We start from the raw sequence: 21,090 nt of genomic DNA, 5'->3' as shown, positions 1-21,090 counted from the left end.
ACACCCCTCTCGCCATGCGGTACGGCCCGGGCCGGGCGCGTCAGGCGAGGACGACGTCGTCGGCCGAGCCGGTGACCCGCATCGTGTTCTCGGTGAACTCGATCTCGGTCAGCTCGATGCCGTAGGGCAGATCGGGCAGGTCGAGCCTGGTGTTGAGTTGCGAGCGGTACTGCTCGAGCAGCTCCTGGCCGCCCGGGGGCAGGGCCCCCTCGACCAGTTCGAAGGCGCCGGTGACGATCTCCAGGGCCCCGTCGACGAGCGCGATCTGGCCGGAGCCGGAGACGCTGATCTCCTGGCCGGCGGCCTCGGCGGTGGCCTCGATCCGCACTTCGCCGCCGTCGGCGACGGTCATGTCGAAGTCGACGAAGTCGTCGACCAGGCTGGAGAGGGAGTCGAGCGCGATCGTGCCTTCGGCGTCGACGGTCGCGGCGGTGACCTGCCGGTTGCCGTCGAGGAATTCGCGCCAGTCGGCGTCCACATCGTGGGCGATCAGGTCGAGCTCGGGGAAGCGCAGGCCCTCGGCGCCGACCTCGCGCAGCTCGATGTCGATTTGGCCGAACTCGCCGTTCCATGCCTGGGTGGCGAAGGGCCAGCCGTGGATGGTCACGTCGGGGCCCTGCTGGGAGTGGGCGCCGTACGAGGCGGCGGTGTCGGCCACCCGGTCGGCTACGGCGCGTTCGGCGACCGCGTTCGCGACCCGATCGCCGAGGGCGGCCAGGCCGACGACGATGACCAGGACGATGACGATGATGCGGAGAACGCGGAGGAACTTGCCCACGGGGTGGTCTCCAGTTAGTCGATGATGTAGTAGGCACTCAACAGATACACGACCGGGCCGGACAGGGCGAACGCGAGGACCGGCCCCGATACGTCGATCACGGGCTGGGGGGCGGTGCCGTCGCCGTCGATGCGGCGGGCGGCCGAGAGGTAGGCGCAGGCCAGGTCGACCAGGACCGCGGTGAGGGCGACCAGCAGGCCGCCGACGGCGGCGTTGCGGGGTTCGGGGCCCTCGATGACCATGCCGGCGTACGCGGCCGAGGCCGTCCCGCACATGGTGCCGATGACGATGCCGAAGGCGCCGCGGGTGACCTGGCGGTTGATGCGGGGGTCGGGCATGACCAGGTCGACGGCGCGCGCGGCGAGGATGCCGGTCCCGGCGGCGACGACCGCTGAGTACATGGCGGGCGGGGCCGCGCCCAGGCGCGAGAGCGCTATATAGGAGGTGTAGCCGGCGACGGCGATGCACACCAGCATCGTGAAGCCGAGGTTCTCGATGACCCCGGCGTGGTCGCGCCGGAAGAGCTGGGCGAACACCGCAGCCGGAAAGGCGGCCGCGAGCAGGACCGTGATCGGCAGCAGGGACACCGGCGTCCAGGAGATCGCCGCCCAGTCGGCCGCCGCGGCCAGGACGGCGCCGGTCGCCAGCGGCACCCAGGCCCCGGTGATGCGGCGGGTCCAGGTGACGGTGGCGAGCATGGCCAGTTGCAGGACGCCGATGCCGGCGGCGTAGACGGGTCGCTCGAGCTGCGCTCCGAGGACGAGTCCGGCGGCGATGACGACGGTGGCCGCCAGCGGCGGCAGCCGGTAGTGCCACCGCGGGCTCGGCGGGGGCATGGTGTGGTCTTCGGCCGCTCCGGGCGCCTCGGCCCCGTCGGTCCCGCCGACCCGCCGGGCGGGGAAGGAGGGCAGCAGGCGGCGCAGTCCGGCGGGGAGCCGGGACGCACCGGTGCCTGGGGCGGCGTCGGCGTCCTCGGGTTCGCGGCGGTGCCCGCCTCCGGCGGGCCGCTCGGCGGAGGGCTCGTCGCGCCATTCGGGCCCGCCGGGCCGCCGCCCGGCCCAAGGGGCGTCCCCGCCTGCGGACCGCGGTCCTCCCCGTTCGTGCCCGTCACGGCGGGGGAATACGTCGCGCGGTTCGTAGCCCCAGCTCTCATCGGGTCGCCTGTACGACACGATGGACAGCCTACGGCAAGGCTCCCAAGCGACGCTCACCTTCGTACCCGTACGTGGCGGTGTCGGCCGCGGCGCGCCGCCGGACCCGCACAACGGTTTCGTTGCATGGTGAGGTTTCCGGTGGGTGAAACTGGCCTTTTGGCCGAGTGCCGTTTACACTTATCCGAGACTCCACCTACCGTCTGTCATGCCGCCCGCCGCCGACGTCGGGATTCGTCGGCCGAGCGTGCTCAAGAACAGCGGAGGACCACCGTGGAAATCCTGATCCTCACCTCGAACCCGGTTCCGGAGTCCCCTGAATCGATCCTGCCCTCGCTCGAGCTGCTGCCCCACCGTGCCCGCTACGCCGGACGCGACGTTCGGGCGCTGCTGAGCGGTCCCAGCCCGGATGCGGTGCTGGTCGACGCCCGCAGCGATCTGGCGGACGCTCGGGCCACCTGCCGAGTCCTGCAGGCCACCGGGCTGACCGTGCCGCTGTTCGGCATCGTCACCGAGGCCGGACTGGCGGCGCTCCAGGCCGACTGGGGCGTCGACGACTTCCTCCTGGCGAGTTCGGGGCCCGCCGAGATCGAGGCCCGGCTGCGCCTGGCCACCGGCAAGCCCAGCGCCGCCGCCGCGGCCGGTCCGGCGGTGATCCGCGCCGGCGATCTCACCGTCGACCCCGACACGTACGCCGCCAAGCTCAAGGGCCAGCCGCTCGACCTCACCTACAAGGAGTTCGAGCTGCTGCGCTACCTGGCGCAGCACCCGGGGCGCGTGTTCACCCGCGAGCAGTTGCTGCGCGAGGTGTGGGGCTACGACTACTTCGGCGGCACCCGCACCGTTGACGTCCACATCCGCCGCCTGCGCGCCAAGCTCGGCAGCGAGCACGAGTCGATGATCGGCACGGTCCGCCAGGTCGGCTACAAGTTCGTGGCCCCGCCGCCCGACAAGCTCCGCGAGAGCGACCCGAAGCCCCAGAAGGTCGACGTCTGAGCCGCCGCGGACGCGAAAGGGCCGCGATCCGATAGGACCGCGGCCCTCCGTTCACAGGATCATTCCCCGGACGGGGCCGGGATCTCCACGCCTCGGCCGACCGGCTCCCCGAAGTCCGGGGTGCCGTCGGGGCCGAACGTGAACGGCTGGACGTAGGTCTCGCGGGTCGAGCCGCAGCCGTCGCTCGGGGACGGGTTGCCGTGGTAGACCAGCCAGTGCTCACTGCCGTCGGGCGAGGTGAAGAAGCCGTTGTGGGCCGTGCCGTAGACGCCGTTGGCCGATTGGAACACCGGCGTCGGGGTCTTGGTCCACGACGATGCCGACAGCGGGTCCGAGCCGGTCAGCTCGAGCAGCCCCAGCTTGTAGTCGGGGGTGTCGCACGAGGAGGCCGAGTAGGTCACGAAGGTCCGACCGCCGTGCTGGAGCACGGCCGCGGCCTCGTTCACGCGGGAGCCCTGCACCTCCCAGTCGTGCGTGGGGCTCGAGATGGTCGCGTGCGAGCCGGTCACCGTCCACGGATTGGACATCGCCGCGATGCGGACGGTCTGGTCGGACCCGATCCATTCGCTCCACAGCAGGTACAACTGCCCGTTCACCTCGAGGTACGAGCCGTCGATGTTCCACTGGTTCGGCAGCGGAGTGCCCATGAACTCATAGGGTCCCATCGGGGTGTCGCCGGTCGAGCGCAGCACGTGGAGTTTCTGGCCGTCGAGGTCGGTCTGGGAGAAGCCCGAGGTGTACATCAGGTACCAGGTGCCGTCGATCCGGTGGAACTCCGGCGCCCAGTGGCTGCAGCAGCGGTCGGGCACGTCGGCGTCGTCCCAGACGACCGTGTCCGAGGCGGTCTTGAGTCCCTCCAGAGTGGCCGCGCGGCGCATGATGACCGTCGAGTCCCAGGTGGTGGTGGACATGTAGTAGTAGCCGTCCCAGTACTCCAGCCACGGGTCGGCGCCGTTGCTGCGGATCGGATTGGTGAGCGTGTCCTCGTCGGACCCGCCGCCGTCGACCGGGTTCAGGTGCCACTTCTGCACGTCCGCGCCGGTGTAGTCGTACTGGGAGATGCGGTCGCCGGGGGTGGTCGACCAGTCCCAGAGGTCGAGGGCCTTCTCGGAGAAGCGGTTGATGAAGGAGTGGGTGCCGTCGTCGTGCTCGGTCACCGACCACTGCTGGTTGGTGCCGTCGACATCGGTCCACTGCACGATGTCGGCGCCGTTGTCGGCGTTCCACTCGAACACGTCCAGGACCAGCCCCGAGTGGCGGGCCTCGATGCGGTAGTAGCCGTCGCCGGAGTCGACGAAGCGGAACTGCTGGCTCTGGTCGTCGAGGCGGTCCCACTGGACGAGCCCGGCGCCGGTGTCCTGCGAGTCGTTCTGGAAGTCGAGGGCGAGCCCGGAGTGGGCGCTGGTGATGACGTACCACTGGCCGGTCTGGACGGCCGCCTGCGCGGGCGCGGTGGAGGCGGCGACCAGGCCGGCACCGGCCACGGCCGCCGCGAGCAGGCCCGCGATGAGCAGGCGGGCCCGTTTGAATCGGATTCTCATGAGGGTCTCCTACGGGGTTGATGAACTATCGGGGTGGGACGCCCCGGAGGCGTCGGGGCGTCCCGAAGGGAGGAAGGTCGGTCGGCGTCGAGGCCCAGTTTCAGGTCCTCAACCGCCGTTGAGCACCGGCCAGCCGGAGGCGCTCCACTCGATCTGCTCGATGCCGAGGCTGAAGCTCCCGTTCTGGTGGTACGAGTGGTACGCCATGAGGCCTCTGTGGATGGATTGGCCTCCGGTGGCGACGTAGTTCCCGTGGGAGCCGAGGACGACCGTGCCGCCGCCGTCGCGCATGTCGACCCCGTTCGCGTCGAGGAACGGTCCGGTCGGGGAGGCGGAGCGGCCCACCGCGATCTGGTAGGTGGAGTCGGCGCCCTCGCAGCACTGGCCCAGCGAGACGAACAGGTAGTAGTAGTCGCCGTGCCGGGTCATCGAGGCCCCTTCGATGCCGCCGCCCTTGGTGGCCAGGCGGATCGGCTGCGCACCGTCCGCGGGCTTGCCCGAGGGCCAGTCCAGCTCGAGGATGTGGATGCCTTCCCACCAGGATCCGTACACCATCCAGTGCGTGCCGGAGCCGTCGACGATGATGTTCGGGTCGATGGCGTTGTAGGGGTCGCCCTCGTACGACTGGAACACGATGCCCTCGTCGACCCAGCCCGAGGCGCCGAGCGAGTCGTTGGTGGCCAGCCCGATCAGCGACCGCTGGGCCCCGAAGGTCGAGGCCGAGTAGTACAGGTAGTACCTGTCCTGCGAGGCGTCGTAGTGGATCTCGGGCGCCCACAGGTTGTCCACACCGGGGATCTCCTGGGAGATCCAGGCGGGCTTGGTGTTCCAGATCGTGCCGATCGACTGCCACGACCGGCCCTCGTCGGTGGAGCGGCGGACCGGGATGTTCCCGTCGCCGATGCGGCCGTCGCCGGTGGCGAAGACGTACCAGTCCTCGCCGGCGCAGCCGGCCCACAGGGCCGGGTCGTGCGTGCCCAGGTCGCCGCCCAGTCCCGCAGGCTGCGACGGGGAGGCCTCGCAGTCGCCGGGACCGGGGTCGCCGGGACCGGGGTCGGTCGGCTCGGGGTCGGTCGGCTCAGGGTCCGTGGGGCCCTGGCCGGCCGGCTCGAGATGCCACCGCTGGACGGCCGAGCCGGTGCTGTCGTACTGGGAGATGCGGTCGCCGGGGGTGGTCGACCAGTCCCAGAGGTCGAGGGCCTTCTCGGAGAAGCGGTTGATGAAGGAGTGGGTGCCGTCGTCGTGCTCGGTCACCGACCACTGCTGGTTGGTCCCGCCCACGTCGTCGTACTGGGCGATCGTGGCGCCGTTGTCGGCGTTCCACTCCCACACGTCCAGCACCATCTCGGAGTGGCGGACCTGGATCGCGTAGTAGCCGTCGCCGGCGTCGAGGAACCGGAACTGCTGGCTCTCGGCTCCGCTGGCGTTCTGCTGGACGAGCTCGGCGCCCGGTTGGGTGGACTGGCCGCTGATGTCCCAGGCCAGCCCCGAATGGTCGCTGGTGACCGTGTACCAGGTCCCGGGGGCGACGGCGGCGTTGCTCGATGCCGGGTTGAGGAACGCCAGTCCGGCGGCCGCGATCACCGTGGCAGCGAGCCCGGCGAGCAGTGCGGCTCGTTTTCGTCTCATGGGAAGACTCCTGAGTCACTTGATCGATAAAATCGAGATCACTCGATATTATCGATAACACGGCCGTCGGTCAATGCCCCCCGGCCTGGAGACCCGCCCGGCTCAGCCCCGGCAGTCACCGGCACCGAACTCCCCGTCCTCCCACCGCTCGTACGGCAGCGCCGCGACGATGCCGCGCCGCGCCGCCGCGCAGTCCGGATTGGCCATGGTGAGCTCCGAGCCTACCTGCCACACCCCGGCCTCGACGTCGGCGGCGTCGATCCGCCAGTCCGCCGAATGCTCCAGGAAGACCGTGTGCTCCATCGGGTCGTCGTCGCGGTCGCCGGCGAAGCCGTAGGCCCAGAAGATCGTCGTGTGGACCTCCAGCACCGGCGCCCCGCCGGCCTCGACCTCCTCGTAGGAGAACTCCACCGCCTCGGCCCTGATCCCGGTGCCCAGATCGTCCTCGAGCACCGTCGCGTAGTCGAGCGCCTCGACCGTGCCCATCGCGGCCTCGACCTCGGCGCGCTGGTCGTCGGCGTAGAGCGCCAGCAGCTCGTCCAGGCCGGTCCGGCCCAGGGTGAAGGAGTTGCGGCCCTGCTGGTTGACCCACAGCACCCGCTCCAGGGCGGCGCCGACCTCGTCGGCGCTGAACGACTCGGTGGCCTCGGCGTCCGGCTCGAGCAGGAACCGCGCCTCGCCCATGCCGAAGGCGGCGGTCTGCTCGAACGGGAGCAGGTCCGCCCCGGCCCGATCCTCCATCTGGGCGGCGAGCTGCTGGCCCCGGACGGTCATCCACACCACGAAACCGACGACGAGGAGGCCGGCGAGCACGCCGAGCAGTACCGGCAGCCGGTCCTTGGCGAACGACCGCCGTCGGCGCGGCGCCGGTCCGAGCCCGCGATCGCCGGTCGCCGACGTCTGGGAGGGTGCGCTCACGCCGCAAACCTAAAGCGAAAAGGCGCCCGCCGCAAACCGCGGCGGGCGCCTCAGCGCGACTCGATCGCTAGGTCGTGACGTTCACGATCGTCGAGTCGATGTGCGCGCCGTCCGAACCGAAGTCGACCGTGCCCAGGTAGCGGGCGCCGGGCTCCAGCCCGGACCAGGCCAGCTCCACCTCGAACGCGCCGCCCAGCGACACCGACTGCTCGGCCGGATCGACCGAGAGGTTCCCCTCGTCGGCGCTCGGCACGACCCAGCCGTGCAGCGAGGTGTCCACGCTCTGCGGACCGCCCCACAGGTCGACGAACACCACGAACGTGTGGCCGCCCGGCAACGTCACCGACTCGTTCGAAGTGCCCGTCGCCGAGTAGTCGACCAGCGTCAGCGAACCGTCGTCGGCCTTCTCGTACACGAACACGTCCAGGTCGGTGCCGTCCGGGTGGTCGGCGTCGAAGGTCGCGAACCGCACCATCGCCGCGTCGGCAGGCGTCTCGAACTCCCACGAGGCGACGTGCGAGTTCTCCTGCGGGTCGTCGGCCGGGAACGAGGAGCTGTCCGGATCGGTCAGCGTCTCGGTCCTGACCTCGGAGCCGACCAGGCCGGACACGCCCGCCGAGAGCGTGCCGTCGAAGCCCGCGGCGCCCTCCAGGGCCGAGGTGCCCTCGGTGCCTTCGTAAACGACCTCGTCCTCGACCCCGAGCCGGGTCGGCTTGACGGTGATCGGCGAGCGGACCCGGTTCTTGTGCCAGCCCCAGCCGAGCTCCTTCCAGGTGATCTCGCCGAACGCCCACTCGTCGAAGGCCGCGTCCTTGCGCTCGATGTCGAGCGTGTAGGAGAACGACTCGCCCGGTTCCACGTAGACGAACTTCTGGTCGACCTTCACCTTGGTGCCCTCGGGCGACTTGATCTTGGCCTTGTAGAAGCCGCCCCGATCGGACACGTTGGTGAGCGTGCGGGTGACCGAGTAGTTGCCGGTCAGCTCCGCGACGGTGATCGACGGGTAGTTGAGCTGCGAGGGCTCCATCGATCCGAAGCTGTCGCAGGTCGACTGGATCTTGTACGCCTCCGGGGTGCCGCAGATGTACTGGATCCAATCGACCGCGCCGGACTCGTACACCAGGCCGGGGTCGAACATCGCCGCGCCGTCGACGTGGCCGGCGCCGTAGTCGAACACGGTCGCGTCCTCGCCGCCGCGCTGGATCGGGTTCCAGTGGTCGTCGGTCTGGTAGGCCGTGGTCATCATGGCCGACTTGACGGCCATGGGCGACCAGCCGGGGTTGTCCGACAGCAGCAGCGCGCCCAGGCCCGCGACGTGCGGGCTGGCCATCGAGGTGCCCTGGGAGGCGCCGTAGTCGTTGCCGCGGTTGTGCTCCGGGGTCAGACCCGCGACGACCTCGACACCGGGTGCGGTGAGGTCGGGCTTGAGCATGTTCTGACCCGCCGCCAGCGCCGGTCCGGCCGAGGAGAACGCCGCCATCTCGGGCGCGTTCTGCCCCACCCGTTCCGAGGTGGTGACCGAGACGGCCGCGTCCTCGGTGGACTCGATCCAGTCGGCCAGGTCGAGCCCGTCGCCGTAGGACATGTGGACGGTGGGGACGGCCTGCGAGGTCACGACCGAGGCCGGGCCCAGGTCCTCGACGTCGCGGACCACCAGCGCCTCACCGCCGGCGGCGGCGATCTGGTTGGCCATGTCGGTGAACAGGTTCCCGCGTTCGCACAGGATCCCGAAGCCCTCGGTCTTCGCCGGGTCGAGCGTGCCCGGGTCGCAGCCCGCGGCCGCCTCCGGATCGGCGTCGTCGAAGGCCGCCTCGGCCCCCGTCCTGATCGGGAAGTCCATGGCGCCGTTGATCGCGGCGACCTGGACCGTGGTGCCCCCGAAGGTGAGGTCGGAGCGGTAGGTCATGTCGTGCGTGGAGGCGCCGACGGTGGTCACCCACGGCTCCTGGTGGTCGACGGTGGAGCCGGGGCCGTCGTTGCCGGCGCTGGCGGCGACGAACACGCCCGCGGAGGCGGCGTTGAAGAACGCGATCGAGATCGAGTCGACGAACTCGGCGGTGCCGAGCGAGCCGATGGAGAAGTTGATGACGTCGACGCCGTCGTTCACCGCGGCCTCGATGCCCGCGACGAGGTCGCCGCCGGCGCAGCCGGCCCAGCAGACCTTGTAGGCCGCGACGCGGGAGGCGGGCGCCATGCCCGAGACGGTGCCGAACTCCTCGCCGTCCATGACGACCTCGGACCGGTAGTTGCCGGCGGCGGTCGAGGCGGTGTGCGTGCCGTGGCCGTTGCCGTCGCGCGGGGACGCGTACTGGTCGGCGGCGGCTCCGCGGATGTCGAACCAGCGGGCGCCGATCAGCTTGTTGTTGCAGGTGATGTTGGCCTCGGGATCGTCGTCCTGGCCTTCTTCGCACTCCCCGTTCCATTTTTCGTCGATGACGTCCTGGTCCGGACGGGGCTCGGGCAGCGGTGCGAAGGACGGGTTCTCCGGCCAGATCCCGGTGTCGAGGACGCCGACGATGACGCCTTCACCGGCCTTCTCGGGGTCGCCGAACTGCCGGTTCCAGGCCCCCCGGCGGCCTTCGAGGCCGAGGAACTCCGGGGTGGTGGCGGTCTGGAGCTGGTAGAGCTTGTCGGGCATGACCGAGGCGACCTTGTCGCTGGCGGCCAGTCGCTGCGCCTCGTCGGCGGTCAGCTCGGTGGCGAATCCGGAGAGGACGGTGTCGTATTCGGCGGCCGGTTCGACGTCGAACTCCTCGATGACCTCTTCGCGTTCATCGGCGAGGAACTCGCGGTACTCCTCGACCTCGGGCGAGTCGAAGTCGATCGTTTCGCCCTCGTCGGGACTGGTCGACATGATGCCGGCCTGGTCGCCGTCGTAGGTGGCGATGGGTTCGCTGTCGAGCTGGACGATGTAGTAGCCGTCGGTGTAGTCGACGTCCTGTGCCGGGGCCTGCTTGACGTATTCGGGGCTGACCTCGGGGAGCGAGGGGGGATCGGCGGCGGCCGGTCCCGCCGCGGTGGCGAGTCCGGCGACGACGATCGGTACGGTCGCTGCCGCCAGGGTGACTCGGGTTCCGGCTCTGACGCGCGTCTTTGCACGTCTGAAGGTACGGGGGGACGAAGATCCCATTCGATGAGCTCCTCTCAAAGGGACGGACGCCGCGGAGGGTGGATTGCGGCGCACGGAAGCGAGCCTATTGTGAGCCTGACTCGCTGTAAACCCTCATACCAGGAGATTTCGTCGGCCCGGCAGGACTGTTACGAGTCCGTGACCTCGATGGAGAATGGACGGGCTTCCAATCAGTGAATAACCCGCCGCGCCCGATCGGGGCGCGCGGCTACCAGCGCCACCACAGGAACCGGTGCTCGTACCGGATCTTGATGGAGCTGGCCTTGGCCTTGCCGCCCACATTGAGCCGCAGCCCTTCGACGCCCTGGTACTCGCACTTGTTGGTGATCGAGCTGGCGATGACCTCGACCTCGTCCACGGCGTAGGCGCCCTTGGGCAGGATGATCTCCACCGAACTGGCCTTGAGGTCGGCCTCGAGATCGACCTCGCGGGTGCCGATCACCGCGTGCCGGAAGTCGAGCTTCACCGAACTCGCCTTGGCGTCGACGCCGATGCGGCGCGGCACCAGCCACTCGCCCTTGCGCTGGACCGAGGACGCGATGGGATTGAGCGTGACCTCCGACGGGGCGGGGTCCGCCCGGTCGGCCGCGCCCTCGGCTCCGGGCACCACCACCTGGCCGGCCCGGTCGGGCAGGTCGGTCAGGAGCCGGTCGACCTCGCCGTAGGTCTTGGCCTCGTAGACCTCGCGGGAGCGGTCGGCGAATTCGTCGAGATCGAGGCGCCCCTCCTCGGTGGCGGCGTGCAGTCTGCCGATGATCGCTTCGCGTTCGGCGTTCGAGATTCGCATGTTCGGGTCGGGCGTGGACATTTCCTTATTACCTTCTGTTCGCACCGGGGCTGAGCCGCCTCGGTCGGAGGACGAGCCCGCCGTTGCACCATTCGTCGTAGTCGAACAGGTCCGGCTGGTCGATCAGGGCCCGGGTGTTCGCGGCCCACAGCCCAACATACTGGTCGCGGGTCTCCTCGGCCCTCTCGAGTAGCCGGTCGATCCGCTTGCGCGTGTGCACGCGGAACTTCGTGCGCACCGCGTCGCCCGCGTAGATGTAGAGGACGTGCAGTGCGAACGAGCGTTTCGGGCAGGTGGGGTCGGCGGCGAGTTCGAGCCAGGCGTCGACGAGCTCGTCGGTGGCCAGGGTGAGGTCCCACTGGCGTCCCTCGGGCGCGACCGAGTGCGGATCGAGCGCCCAGGCCCGGATCTCGTCGACGGTCGGGAGCGCCGGGTGCGCGAACCCGTCGAAGGACGCTTCGGTCACCAGTACTCCCGACGGCAGCGATCAGAGACTCGAACTATGCTCGTCCCGATCCTAACCCGTGGCGGGCCGACCCACTTCCCTCCGGTTTCATGGCCTCCGCCACCGTGTGCGGCCGGGCCGCTAGAGGTGCTCGATGTCGCAGAGCTTCCACTGCCCGTCTTCCTCGACGGCGACGTAGACGCTGTAGACGTCGGCATTCTCCTCATCGGGTTCGGCGTCGTCCCAGGTCCAGTCGGCCCAGACCTGCACCCGGCCGTCCACCTCGCGGGACATGCCCCAGATCAGGAACTCGTAGCCCGGACTGTAGTCCTGGTAGAACTCGTAATCGGACTGGAGCGCGGCGGACGGATCGGCGCACATCAGCTCCTCCATCGCGGCGTTGTCGCCCGAATCGCCGGCGACCACCCACGCGATCCCGGCCCCCTCGGGGGTGTTCGGGTCGTAGTCGTCGGAGTTGACCGGTGCGCCCCAGCCCTCGAGGCCCTCGCCGGAGCCGCCGGTGTCGTCGTCCTCCTCGGTCGGCTCCGGGGACGGTTCCTCGCTCGGTTCCTCGGGCTCTTCGGACTCCTCACCGGTGGTCTCGTCGGCCGCCTGGCCCGATTCGCTTTCGTCGTCCTCGAGCAGGCGCGGCACGAGCAGAACCGCGGCCACGCCGAGGACCACCACGAGTCCGATGATCAAGCCGAGGATGAGGCCCAGGTTGGAGTTCTGCTTGGGCGGCGGCATCGGAGGAGGCAGCGGCGACCCGGGCTGGGGCGGATAGCCCGGCTGGACGCCCACCGGCGGAGTCATGTTCGGCGGGGGCGGCTGCTGCGGGTACGGCGACGGCTGGCCGGGGCCGTACCCGGGCGGAGGCGGCGGAGCGTTGCCGTAGCCCTGGGAATAGGGGTCGCTCGGCTGCTGCGGCGGCTGGCTACCCGGCTGGAACTGCTGCGGGTCGTAGCCGCCCGGTGGCGGGTAGGTCATCGCTTCCGTTGCCTCTGCTGTGCTGGGGACGGGTGGGTGGCGGTGAGGTCTCACCGGGGTGCCACCGATCGTACAGCCCGGTCGCGACCCGTGCGGGCGGCGCGGATCGCGGCGACCGGCGTGGCTAGCGGTTACCGTGCGTCGCACACCCTGTGCGATCGTCACTCACCTTGGGGGTCTAAGATTCATGGCCCCGGCTCACTCAACGTAGGTCGTACCAGTCCCCGCTGTAATGCCGCGTGCATTCGAGCGACCGGCAGGGCCGTATCGAGAAGTTCAGGCAGCGACAAAACCGGCTTATCTCCCGAGGTTCAACGTATGGCTACTGTCCAAGCTATCGGTTGGTGGACATTGCGGCTCTCCTGTGTGCTCGCGCCGATACCGGTCGTGGAGGGAGCGGGCCTCAACCGGGCCTGGGGCTACGGCCTGCTCTATCCGGCCCTGGCCGCGACGTGGGCGACCGGCCGGTGGCAGCGCCGCCGCCAGTTCGCCCGTCTGCGAGGCGAACCGCTGCCCCGGCATCCGGAGAACCCCGATGACCCCGCATCGTTCTGGAGCGACGAGCAGGTCGGCGAGATCTCCGAGACCATCGACGTCGCCCGGGGGCGCCGGGCCCGCTCCCCGGTCGGGCGCGAGCGCGCCATGCGGAACCTGGTCGGCAGCATCCAGAACGAAGGCATCGACGCCGACCTGCGCATCCAGATGATCCAAGACCTGGTCGACCTGGGCGGGCGCGAGATGGCCGTGCGGCTGTCCACGGTGGCCCGGGACTCCGAGGTCGACATCGAGGTGCGGCTGGAGGCGTCCGAGCACATGGTCCGGTTCAGCTCCGAGATGGGCAGCCGTGCGCTCCAAGCGATCGCGGGCGACGGCACGGTCGACGACCAGTACCGCCTCGACGCCGCCAGCGCCCTGGTCGACTGCGCCGGCCGGCCCGCAGGCATCGCGCTGATGCGGCTGGTCACCGACAACCGGGTCAGCGAGTACGTCCGCCACGGCGCGGCCAACATGCTGCGCCGGGTGAACCGGTCCTCCGCCGCCCTCGCCTTCCAGCATCTGGCCACCTCGCCCCTGATCTCCTCGCGCCTGCGCATCATCTGCGCCGAGCAGCTAGCCGACGACGACGCCGCCGAAGCCTCGACCGCCCTGTGGCGCCTGCTCAAAGGCGTCGAGTCCAGCATGGATTACAACGTGGGGATCGACGCCGCCGAAACGCTGTACGGGATCGGGCACGACACCGGCGTCGAGGCCTACTCGGCGCTGGCGGTCGACCCGTCCTTCCCCTGGTGGGGCCGCATCGAGGCGGCCTACCGGCTCGGGAAGCTCGGTATCGGCGACGGATTCGACCTGCTCAGCGACTTCGCGTGCGCCGAGGAGCTCGACGACGTCTACGGGCTGGCCGCGCTCGACCGGCTCTTCCAGCTCGAGACCGAGACCGGGACCCTCGAGGCCGACGATTAGCGATCGGGTCCGGAGTGGGCGGTCCTGCTCTCCGGGCGGCGGAGCTCGCGCAGGCACCCGGCGGTGATGAGCAGTTGGGCGGCGGCGTAGGTGGCCATGACCGCCTGATCTTGGCCCGGCAGGCCGATGCCGGCGACCCCGAGGCCGAGCATCAGGTCCGAGGCGACGAACAGCGCACCGCCCCAGGCGGTGGCCGCGTTCACGGCGACGGCGGCCGCGCCCATCGAGACCAGCAGGAGGCTGTAGACCGCGACCGGTGGGGCCAGTGACTCGAGCCGCGGCCACAGCGCGAGGTTCGCCACCGCCCAGACCGCCAGGTAGCAGACGGGGCCGGGCCAGCGCCGCAGCAGGCGGGCGGGCGCGCCGAGCCGGAGGAACACCGCCAGGTAGCAGACCTGCATCACGCCGAAGAGCGCCATGCCGGTGAGGAAGGCGGGGGTGCCGTCGACCAGTAGGGCGATGTCCGCCGCCCACGCGAACGCCAGACCGGCGGCGAGGACGCGTCCGACCGGCCGCCCGATGCGCCCGGAAGCGGCGACGAGCCCCAGCAGCAGGAGCATCAGCGACGGCTTGGTGGCCCAGCGGGCCCACTCGAGTCCGACCGAGATCGCCACCAGGTCCCCGGTGACGGCGAGCGCGAAGGCGCACAGCAGCAGCCGGGCCGGACGCCCGTGGCGGGCGCGGGGGTCGTCGATAAGCGGTGCCCACATGGCTACCAGACGGTAACAGCACCTGGCCGGACCATGGCTACCGGTTGCACCACCGCCGCGAATCGGGCGTCGACAGGAAGGCCATGGTGAGGATCGACATCGCGACGCCGATGAGGCCCCCGACCACGCCCCCGATCATGCCCGAAGCCTCGGCCGAGGTAGTGACCTCCATGTCGGATCCATAGGGCATGGCGCCCATCATCGCCCCCGGCATTGCGGCGCTGAGGACCCAGCTCGCCACCATCAGAGCGAGACCGACCGCCTCCAGGACGACCGCGGCGGTCCTCGCCCGGCCGCTGCGCCGCTTGATCTTGACGGCGAACACGCCCCGGAGCACGGTCCACACGATCCCCTGCAGCACGTACAGGAAGAACAGAATGCTGATGCCGCCCGGCCCGGCCAGGTTCCCGACCTGCATCATCAGTACGCTGCCGCCGAGCGCCAGCGTTCCGCAGGCCCCGAATCCGAACTGGATCCAGAGGAACACGACGGCCGCGGTGGTCATGCCGGGCATCCGCTCGGGGACGGGCTGGGGCGGGTAAGGGGGCGGGGGATAGGACACGGTGTCGGGCTCCAACGAGTCAGGGGCAATCCTCGATGGCAATCCTATTCCACAAACGTTCGGTCGGGGGTCCGCGCCGACCGCGACGCCCGATTCGATCGGCGGCGTCGGCGGTTTCCCATACGCTGGTCGACATGCGGAAACGTCGAAAGCACCAGCGCCGGGACCAGCGGATCGAGCAGCGGATGCGGGCCGGGCAACCGCGGTCGGAGTTCGGCGAGCTGGTCAAGGGCTTCGTGCCCGCCCTGCTCACCTTGGGCGAGCACCTGACCGGGGCCGAGGACGCATTCGAGGCCGAACGCGCCGCCGCCGAGACGCTGGTGCCGATGCTGGCGCTTGACGACTTCAGGGCCGAGATGGCGCGGAGCCTGGCCGAGGGCCTGGCGGCCGAGGGCGGACCCGCGGCGCTGGCGGTCCTGCGCATGCTGGCCGAGTTCGGCGAAGGCGCCGATTCGGACGCGGCCTCCGGCCTCGCCGACGGCATGGCCGCGAGCGGTGTAGCCGACCCGCCCTGGCTCGAAACGCTGCGCGCTCCGGTGGAGGCGCTCGAGTTCCGCCGCTTCTCGGCCGCATCGGAGCCGGAGCGGGCGGCGCTGGTCGCCTCGTTCCGGCGCGCGGGGGTCGACCACGGGTTCCTGGTCGCCGTCGACTACCTCCGCTGCGGGGCGGCCGATCTGGTGGAACCGGTGCGTCCCGGCGAGCTCGGCGAGGTCGTATCCCTGATCGGGGCCCGGTACGCCGAGGCGGGGATCGACCCGGCCGAAGAGGTCCTCGACCCGGAAACGGCCGGGCGGTTCCTGGTCGGAGCCGTGCAGGCCTCCCTGGACCACATGGCCGAGGACGGATCCCCTTGCGGCATAGGCCCGGACGCCGATCCCGACTCCGGGGCAGTGCTCGACCGGGAACGGGCGCGGGGCCTGGGGGCGCTGCTCACCCGGCGCCTCCGCGCGGCGGGGCTGGCGGGCGAGGCGCCGAAGCACGGCGAGCACGTCCCCGGCGGCGGCGAGAGCCCGAACTCCCCGTAGAACCACTCCCGATGCTCGGCGGTCAGGGCTCCAGGACGGGTTCCATGCGATCGCGGACGGCATTGTGGACCCGGTCGGGGACGGTGAGCCGCTCGTCCGCGCGGTACCGGCGGCCGAGTTCGGCGGTGTCCACGTCGGCACCGGAGCTGAGCTCGGCGAGTTCATCGAACCAAGCCGCGCGATCGTCGGGAACGCTCTCGCCCGGCTCGGTCATCGCGCCCCACACGTCCCACGGCAGCAGCTCCATATTGTTCAGGGCCGCCACGTCGCGTATCAGGTTGTCGGTGATCCAGTACCAACCTGACAGCCCCAGGGCCTGCAGCCCGAATCGTGCGGGGTCCAGCTCGTCGGACCGGCAGAGTTGCCAGGCGGCTCCGCTGGTGAGGAACCGGTCGCGGGGGACGTCGGTGAGGTCGAGACCGATGCCCCATTCGGCCCGCTGCCGGGCATCGATCTGGGCGTCGACCAGCCTCCAGCGCCGCTCGGCGCCGTCCCAGTACTCGGCGACCCAGTGGTCCTCGAACCGGCCTTCCGCGAAGTAGGCACCGAAGCCGCAGCGCGCCCGTGCCGGTATGCCCTGGGCGCGAAGCATGGCGACGAACAGGACGCTGTAGTGGCGGCAGTTGCCCACGAATCTGCCGGCGGGCTCTCGGGGCTCCGTCAGCGACCGGTCGTCGTCATCGAGGATGCGTTCCAGTATTCGCTCGACCGGGCGGGTGTGGACGAGCGCCACCCGTTCGGGCGGGAGCGTGACGTCGTAAAGCCCGGTGAGATGCTCGTGTACGACCAGCCCTTGAACCGTGGCGCGGAGCTCCTCGATGCCCGAGGGCAGGTCGCCGAACGCCGAGGCGTACCGGCCGGGCGAGGTGAGTACGCCCGGGACGCGGAAGGCATCCAGTCGATCGTTCCAGTCGTGCTCAGTGTCGGCCACGGCGGACCTCCAATCTCCTCGGACTTTCGGACCCTAGCCACGCCCTGGGACATTCCCGGCGCGCTCGTCCCCTTGCCGGCGGGGCCGTGATCCGGCCCGGAGGACACGGGCCGGCCGACGGTCGGCTACCGGACTGAAAATGTCGGTGGGGATCCCTACGCTTGGTGCATAACGGTGCCGAGCGGTTGGAAGCGCCTATGACAAGACCTTCGGATCCAGAACCCGCCAGACCCGTGCGTTCATCGGCAAATCGGCCCCGGTTCGGCGACATGCCGACCGAGGGGAAGGCCGCCGTGGTGATCCTGCGGGGGCAAGTCCTCCTCGGACTGCTCTGCTGCACGGGTCTCGGCTTCGAATCGGTGATGGGGCTGCTCAACGCCGAGGATTCGTCGAGGCAGATCGAAGCGAACATCTCCGAGCCTTTACAAGTCCAGGCGTTCGCGGTGTCGTTCTTCCTGTGGCTCATCGGGGTGACGGTGCTGCGGACCGTGCTGGCCAGGGAGATCGTCGCCCGGAAACGATGGGCTCGACGGACACTGATCGCCTTCGAGGTCGCGGACATCGCCTTGGGAGTCGCGATCTGGCTGGCCGTCGCCGCCGCGACCGGTGACCCCGAGCTGACCGGAGCGGTCATCGCCGGCTCGAGTCTCGGTCTGCTGATCGCCGCGGCCCTGATCGGACTGGTCCGCACCCCCGAAATGGAGCAGTGGTGCGACCGGTCGCGAAACAACACCGCCTCCGGCCACGGCCGCCGCGCCGAGCCGGTCCGGCGGTGAAACGGCGTCCGGTGCAGGCCGAGCGGTCAGGAGGCCCGGCGGTCGACGGCGGCGGCCGCCACCAGCAGCCCGACCGTGACCAGGAGGAGCAGGAATCCGCTCGGGCCGACCAGCCAGAGGCAGAAGGAAACCCATGCGAGGATCGCCAGCGCGTAGCCGAGGCCGACCCTTTGATGCTGCCTTCCCAGGCGGATCATGAGCAGCCCCAGCAGCAGCGCGGGAACCACGATGCCGCCGGGCAGCGCCCAGAAGACGGCGACCGATTCCGCGTCCGGGTCGACGCTCCGCAGGGAGCCGGAGAACCAGTCGCGCCAAGGCGCCTGCGGGACGAAGACCGCGGTGTGGAGGACGGCGACGACGATCAGCGACCAGCCGGCGATGATCGTCAACCTGGCGGCTCCCGTTGCAACCGGAGCGCGGTCTGGTTCGGAAGTGGTGGTCATAGCTCGAAACTACGGCCGCGATCGATCCGATGACTCCCCCTGGAGGGTCAGTCGACTCCCCTTCGAGCGGGTTTCCGTCCCACCGGCAGGCGTGCGCCGGCCACCCCTTCAGGGCCCGCGAACGCGCGGGTGCGGCGGGTGAAATGGCCGATCATCGGTGGCCTCTCAGGCGCGGCGAACCGGAGTCTCGACCAGGCGGCGAGCCAGCGGCGGAAGCGGACGAAGTGGGCGACGAAGCGCCCGCACTCACTTTCGAAGGCACTGGAGCGGCAGCGCGTCATCGGGACCTCCCGAACGCGACGTGGTCGGCGTGGGACCGGCGAGGCAATTCGACGGGCACGGTCGGGACCAGATAGCGGGACCCGTCGGCCCGGACGCGAAGGCCGGGGCCAGAAGGTCTGGAGTGGTCAAGCGGATCGCGCCGGGGGAGGTCGTCGGACCTGCGCGGCCGGGCTTCGGCCTGGGCGGGATAGCCGGTCCAGACCAGGCCGGCGGAGAGTGCCGAGAGCATCAGATACGCGAAGCCGACCACGAACAGCAGTCGCTGAGCCAAGCGCTGAGGCGGGTGGTCCTGGTGTTCGGCGTGCTCCGCGGATGCGCTCCGAGTTTCGGGACGCGGCCATGGGCTGGGCTTGCGGGCGGCGCTGAACGACCGGGGGCGCTTGGGAGGGATGACCCAGTCGTCCCACGGCGAGGCCGGTGGCGGGGCGCCGGGTGCGGCGCGGAAGCCCGGGATCGCCCAGGTGGGCGTTCCGTCGGTGTTGGAGGCGTTGCGCGCTGGGGTCGGGACCGGATTTTGGCGTACGCTGGCGCTAACCACGGGAGGATCTCCTCTCTGGTTGGTGAGGCGGGCCGCCGAATCTGATTGGCGTCTGAGGCGGCGGCCCGCCGCTTCCATGTTCAATTGGATGCCGAAATGCACGCACTGCGTGTACTGGAACCGTCGCACAGGATCACGACAAGATCAACGACCGACACGCGCGACATTTCGGAGTGACCGCGGTCGGCAGGCCGTCGGCGTCGCGGGCGACCGGTCCGATCGGTTTTGTGTTTCACTGACCCAATGGATCCGAGCGAGCGGCAGGAAAAATATCGCGGGAGGCTCCGGACCGAAGGAGGAACCGACACTCTCGAACTCCACGGGCCGACGCCGTGGGACGTGAATCTCGAGGACTTCCGAGAGATCCCGGATCTGCGCCTTGCGGTTCGGGAGGGCTCGCCTCAACCGACGGTGAACCTGCGCGGCTCCTCGGCCGACACGCGAGTGACCGTGACCGACCCCATGCGGATCCGGGTCCTCGGCGACGTCACCTCGACCCTCGAAGTCGATATTCGCCGTGCCGCCCCGGGAACCTCACAGCATCACAAAGTGGCCCTTCTGGAGGGAGAGGTCGACGAGCTCGTACTCCGATCAGGGGCATTGTCGGTGCAGCGGAACGGCGCGCGAATCAGACGGCTGTCGACGCACACTGACACGAGGATTGACTTCGAGGTGGACCGACTCGCGCTCCATCAAAGCGGCCTCGCGATCACGCCGGCCCCGAACCTGTCGATCGGCGCCGTCGTCGACGGCCGCGACCGCCCCACCGGTCCGGTCAAGGTGAGCTTCAACGCCGAGAGCGGCAATCAGGGAGTCACCATCCGGCGGCTCGAGGGCGACTTCCGGATCCAGTTGGAACACCTCATACTCACAGTGGACGAGAATGACGAGTCCGCGACCGTGACCGGCCAGTCGGGCGGGGCCGCGAGTACGCTGCACGTTCCGAAGGGCCGGACGCTCACCGGGATCTCCATCCCGTTCGACGAGAACGTCGACCTGTGGTTGGACGAAGACGCCACCCTCCGGAACTTCTCCGGCCGATGCCGCATCGACAAGGCAGCAGGCGCGACGATCGAAGCAGCGCAAGGGGAGTCCTTCCAATACGTCGGGGTCAGGTCGGGACGGCCCGACACGGGCGACCGGGTGCGCGGGCTGACGCTGCGAGGAGTCCACATCGAGCCCGGCCGCGAGGGCCGAAGCCGACTGGTCGAGTTGACCGAGGTCCGCGTCCTCGAACCGGCGATCAACCTGAAGACCTACCCGGACCAGTGGCGCCGACCCTTCCGCTCGATCGACTCGCTGCGCAAGCGCGCGAAGAACGATCCCGACAAAGAGAAAGCGGTCGACGACCTGCTCGACTGCACCTACTTCTACCAGGAACTCGACACGCTCATAGCCGACAAGTGCGGCTCCGGCGCGATCCGCTCCCGCACCGCCTGGAACCGCGCCCGCGCCCAGCACCTCCGCTCCAGAAGAACCGAGCGGTGGATGTACGGCCTGTTCCGGCTGGTCGGATACGGTCAGCGCCCGATCCCGCCACTACTGGCCTGGATCGGCCTGGCGCTGGCGGCCACACTGGCCGCGATCGGCCTCGGCGCCGACGTCTCCCCGACACCGGGCGAATTCGCGACCCTCTGGCTGTATCTCCTGTTTACACCGTTCGTGGTGCTCAGGCTCGCCGCCGAGACCCAAGCCCCGAACACCGACCTGTTCATAGGGTTGGACCCCCTCCAGCGGCAGTTGATCCTGCCGATGCAGGTGCTGGTCCTCGCCGCGTTCCTGTTCCTCCTGGCCGCGATCCGCAACTACATGCGGTCCAGCCTGCCCAGATTACTCGGGCGACGCATCTAAGCCGTACTCCGATTCTGTCTCTACAATAAACCTGGACACGACCCCTCAAGACGGCGAGATTCCCTCTCATGGCGATCACCGGCACAGCGCCAGAATCAGGAGACGGACCCGAACCCGAGAGCCGGGCCGACGACGAACCGGCACCAGGG

At 69.9% G+C, this 21,090-nt stretch carries 19 protein-coding genes; 5 read left to right on the top strand and 14 right to left on the bottom strand.

What is annotated here, in order from left to right; all coding sequences use genetic code 11:
• Positions 1-40 precede the first annotated feature (40 nt).
• On the bottom strand, positions 41-778 hold the full coding sequence (locus CUT39_RS20570) for an LmeA family phospholipid-binding protein (protein WP_157930825.1): 738 nt from the start codon (positions 776-778) through the stop codon (positions 41-43).
• Between the two features lie 14 nt (positions 779-792).
• Positions 793-1,950 carry a hypothetical protein gene (locus CUT39_RS20565; RefSeq protein ID WP_157930824.1) on the bottom strand — a complete coding sequence of 386 codons (1,158 nt, stop codon included), beginning with the start codon at positions 1,948-1,950 and terminating at the stop codon, positions 793-795.
• 252 nt (positions 1,951-2,202) lie between these two features.
• Between CUT39_RS20565 and CUT39_RS18560 the strand changes: the two genes are divergently transcribed.
• Positions 2,203-2,925, top strand: a complete 723-nt coding sequence (locus CUT39_RS18560; protein ID WP_232805819.1) for a winged helix-turn-helix transcriptional regulator — start codon at positions 2,203-2,205, stop codon at positions 2,923-2,925.
• A gap of 59 nt (positions 2,926-2,984) precedes the next feature.
• Here CUT39_RS18560 and CUT39_RS18555 read toward each other — a convergent pair whose 3' ends face one another.
• From CUT39_RS18555 to CUT39_RS18525, 7 genes are all read right to left on the bottom strand, one after another.
• Positions 2,985-4,466 (bottom strand): family 43 glycosylhydrolase, encoded by a 1,482-nt coding sequence (locus tag CUT39_RS18555; protein ID WP_100448924.1) that lies wholly within the window; start codon positions 4,464-4,466, stop codon positions 2,985-2,987.
• 108 nt (positions 4,467-4,574) lie between these two features.
• Positions 4,575-6,095 carry a family 43 glycosylhydrolase gene (locus CUT39_RS18550; protein WP_100448923.1) on the bottom strand — a complete coding sequence of 507 codons (1,521 nt, stop codon included), beginning with the start codon at positions 6,093-6,095 and terminating at the stop codon, positions 4,575-4,577.
• A 102-nt stretch (positions 6,096-6,197) separates the two neighbouring features.
• Positions 6,198-7,013, bottom strand: a complete 816-nt coding sequence (locus tag CUT39_RS18545) for a hypothetical protein (protein ID WP_100448922.1) — start codon at positions 7,011-7,013, stop codon at positions 6,198-6,200.
• Positions 7,014-7,080: 67 nt separating this feature from the next.
• Positions 7,081-10,143: a S8 family peptidase gene (locus CUT39_RS21535; RefSeq protein WP_100448921.1), complete on the bottom strand. Its 3,063-nt coding sequence runs from the start codon at positions 10,141-10,143 to the stop codon at positions 7,081-7,083.
• 208 nt (positions 10,144-10,351) lie between these two features.
• Positions 10,352-10,951 (bottom strand): DUF1707 SHOCT-like domain-containing protein, encoded by a 600-nt coding sequence (locus CUT39_RS18535; protein WP_100448920.1) that lies wholly within the window; start codon positions 10,949-10,951, stop codon positions 10,352-10,354.
• 7 nt (positions 10,952-10,958) lie between these two features.
• A complete protein-coding gene (locus CUT39_RS18530; RefSeq protein WP_232805818.1) occupies positions 10,959-11,396 on the bottom strand; it encodes a hypothetical protein in 438 nt (145 codons plus the stop codon).
• A gap of 120 nt (positions 11,397-11,516) precedes the next feature.
• Positions 11,517-12,362 carry a hypothetical protein gene (locus CUT39_RS18525; protein WP_100448918.1) on the bottom strand — a complete coding sequence of 282 codons (846 nt, stop codon included), beginning with the start codon at positions 12,360-12,362 and terminating at the stop codon, positions 11,517-11,519.
• A 318-nt stretch (positions 12,363-12,680) separates the two neighbouring features.
• Here CUT39_RS18525 and CUT39_RS18520 point away from each other — a divergent pair, with 318 nt between their 5' ends.
• On the top strand, positions 12,681-13,823 hold the full coding sequence (locus CUT39_RS18520) for a HEAT repeat domain-containing protein (protein ID WP_157930823.1): 1,143 nt from the start codon (positions 12,681-12,683) through the stop codon (positions 13,821-13,823).
• Here the strand turns inward: CUT39_RS18520 and CUT39_RS18515 are convergent.
• Positions 13,820-14,533, bottom strand: a complete 714-nt coding sequence (locus CUT39_RS18515) for a lysoplasmalogenase (protein WP_100448916.1) — start codon at positions 14,531-14,533, stop codon at positions 13,820-13,822. The two genes, CUT39_RS18520 and CUT39_RS18515, sit on opposite strands and share 4 nt — an antisense overlap.
• 37 nt (positions 14,534-14,570) lie before the next feature.
• A complete protein-coding gene (locus tag CUT39_RS18510; RefSeq protein WP_157930822.1) occupies positions 14,571-15,095 on the bottom strand; it encodes a hypothetical protein in 525 nt (174 codons plus the stop codon).
• A gap of 134 nt (positions 15,096-15,229) precedes the next feature.
• Between CUT39_RS18510 and CUT39_RS18505 the strand changes: the two genes are divergently transcribed.
• Complete coding sequence (locus CUT39_RS18505) at positions 15,230-16,120, top strand: hypothetical protein (RefSeq protein ID WP_157930821.1); 891 nt, start codon at positions 15,230-15,232, stop codon at positions 16,118-16,120.
• Positions 16,121-16,142: 22 nt separating this feature from the next.
• Here the strand turns inward: CUT39_RS18505 and CUT39_RS18500 are convergent, their stop codons facing one another.
• The gene (locus CUT39_RS18500; RefSeq protein ID WP_198587265.1) at positions 16,143-17,051 is read right to left on the bottom strand and encodes a transglutaminase-like domain-containing protein; all 909 of its coding nucleotides are present in this window, start codon (positions 17,049-17,051) and stop codon (positions 16,143-16,145) included.
• A 269-nt stretch (positions 17,052-17,320) separates the two neighbouring features.
• Between CUT39_RS18500 and CUT39_RS18495 the strand changes: the two genes are divergently transcribed.
• Positions 17,321-17,827: a hypothetical protein gene (locus CUT39_RS18495; protein ID WP_100448913.1), complete on the top strand. Its 507-nt coding sequence runs from the start codon at positions 17,321-17,323 to the stop codon at positions 17,825-17,827.
• Between the two features lie 26 nt (positions 17,828-17,853).
• Here the strand turns inward: CUT39_RS18495 and CUT39_RS18490 are convergent, their stop codons facing one another.
• Both CUT39_RS18490 and CUT39_RS20560 read right to left on the bottom strand, forming a co-directional pair.
• Positions 17,854-18,270 carry a DUF6463 family protein gene (locus CUT39_RS18490; RefSeq protein ID WP_198587264.1) on the bottom strand — a complete coding sequence of 139 codons (417 nt, stop codon included), beginning with the start codon at positions 18,268-18,270 and terminating at the stop codon, positions 17,854-17,856.
• Positions 18,271-18,547: 277 nt separating this feature from the next.
• A complete protein-coding gene (locus CUT39_RS20560) occupies positions 18,548-19,090 on the bottom strand; it encodes a hypothetical protein (RefSeq protein ID WP_157930820.1) in 543 nt (180 codons plus the stop codon).
• 672 nt (positions 19,091-19,762) lie between these two features.
• Between CUT39_RS20560 and CUT39_RS18480 the strand changes: the two genes are divergently transcribed.
• On the top strand, positions 19,763-20,941 hold the full coding sequence (locus CUT39_RS18480) for a hypothetical protein (RefSeq protein WP_157930819.1): 1,179 nt from the start codon (positions 19,763-19,765) through the stop codon (positions 20,939-20,941).
• Positions 20,942-21,090: the final 149 nt, after the last annotated feature.

It is taken from the genome of Glycomyces xiaoerkulensis (assembly GCF_002798405.1).
In the GTDB taxonomy this organism is placed as follows: Bacteria; Actinomycetota; Actinomycetes; order Mycobacteriales; family Micromonosporaceae; genus Glycomyces; species Glycomyces xiaoerkulensis.
The sequence above is the reverse complement of the archived record's forward strand: the minus strand, read 5'-3'. Positions and strand labels throughout refer to the sequence as shown.

Bases quoted from the DNA above. Each gene is read 5' to 3' on its own strand.
- CUT39_RS18555 (WP_100448924.1), bottom strand. From the start codon at position 4,466: ATGAGAATCCGATTCAAACGGGCCCGCCTGCTCATCGCGGGCCTGCTC.
- CUT39_RS18550 (WP_100448923.1), bottom strand. From the start codon at position 6,095: ATGAGACGAAAACGAGCCGCACTGCTCGCCGGGCTCGCTGCCACGGTG.
- CUT39_RS21535 (WP_100448921.1), bottom strand. From the start codon at position 10,143: ATGGGATCTTCGTCCCCCCGTACCTTCAGACGTGCAAAGACGCGCGTC.
- CUT39_RS18535 (WP_100448920.1), bottom strand. From the start codon at position 10,951: ATGTCCACGCCCGACCCGAACATGCGAATCTCGAACGCCGAACGCGAA.
- CUT39_RS18525 (WP_100448918.1), bottom strand. From the start codon at position 12,362: ATGACCTACCCGCCACCGGGCGGCTACGACCCGCAGCAGTTCCAGCCG.
- CUT39_RS18520 (WP_157930823.1), top strand. From the start codon at position 12,681: ATGGCTACTGTCCAAGCTATCGGTTGGTGGACATTGCGGCTCTCCTGT.
- CUT39_RS18515 (WP_100448916.1), bottom strand. From the start codon at position 14,533: ATGTGGGCACCGCTTATCGACGACCCCCGCGCCCGCCACGGGCGTCCG.
- CUT39_RS18505 (WP_157930821.1), top strand. From the start codon at position 15,230: ATGCGGAAACGTCGAAAGCACCAGCGCCGGGACCAGCGGATCGAGCAG.
- CUT39_RS18495 (WP_100448913.1), top strand. From the start codon at position 17,321: ATGCCGACCGAGGGGAAGGCCGCCGTGGTGATCCTGCGGGGGCAAGTC.
- CUT39_RS18490 (WP_198587264.1), bottom strand. From the start codon at position 18,270: ATGACCACCACTTCCGAACCAGACCGCGCTCCGGTTGCAACGGGAGCC.